Source organism: Paenibacillus sp. alder61 (assembly GCF_020179875.1).
In the GTDB taxonomy this organism is placed as follows: domain Bacteria; phylum Bacillota; class Bacilli; order Paenibacillales; family Paenibacillaceae; genus Fontibacillus; species Fontibacillus faecis.
In genome coordinates this window covers 1-509 of sequence record NZ_JAIUDG010000062.1, presented here as the reverse complement: position 1 = coordinate 509, position 509 = coordinate 1, and the positions used below count along the sequence as shown (strand labels likewise).

Below are 509 nucleotides of genomic sequence, written 5' to 3'. Positions count from 1 at the left end.
CCCGTTCCCCACTGCACCGGTTCGTTAAACGTCATGCTCAGCCCTGAAACTAACACCGCTCCGCTGCCTTCCGGACTCTTGCTCACCATCTGCGGGGCTGTTTGGTCCACCGTCCGGAAGCTCCACGATCCGGGGCCATAGATGCCGCCAAATCCCTGCCCCGCTCCATCCTGGAACATCCCTGAGCTCACTTGGACGTAATACGAGGTGTCGTCCGCCAGCGGACCATTCAAACTGATCATCGCCACGCTTCCACTCAGACGCACGTTCCCGCCGCTCAGACGTTCCACCACTTGGTCGTCCGATTGCCGGTAAACCGTAATCTCTCCGGTTCCAAGCCGAATCGCTTCGCTAAAGAGAATGGTCAGTTCCGGCTGTAATGCCGCACCGCTGTTATGCGGCCACAGGCTCGTATAATACGGGGCCTCATTCCAGGTCGTAAACGTCCACCCGCTCGACCCCAGGATACCCGCGAACGGGTTGCCGCTGCGGTCCGTGAGCGTTCCCGG

Annotated in this window: 1 protein-coding gene; it reads right to left on the bottom strand. The window is 60.3% G+C overall.

Annotated features, from left to right (window positions below; all coding sequences use genetic code 11):
* A partial coding sequence (locus tag LBW89_RS27390) for an Ig-like domain-containing protein (protein WP_225040931.1) occupies positions 1–509 on the bottom strand: 509 nt, incomplete at both ends.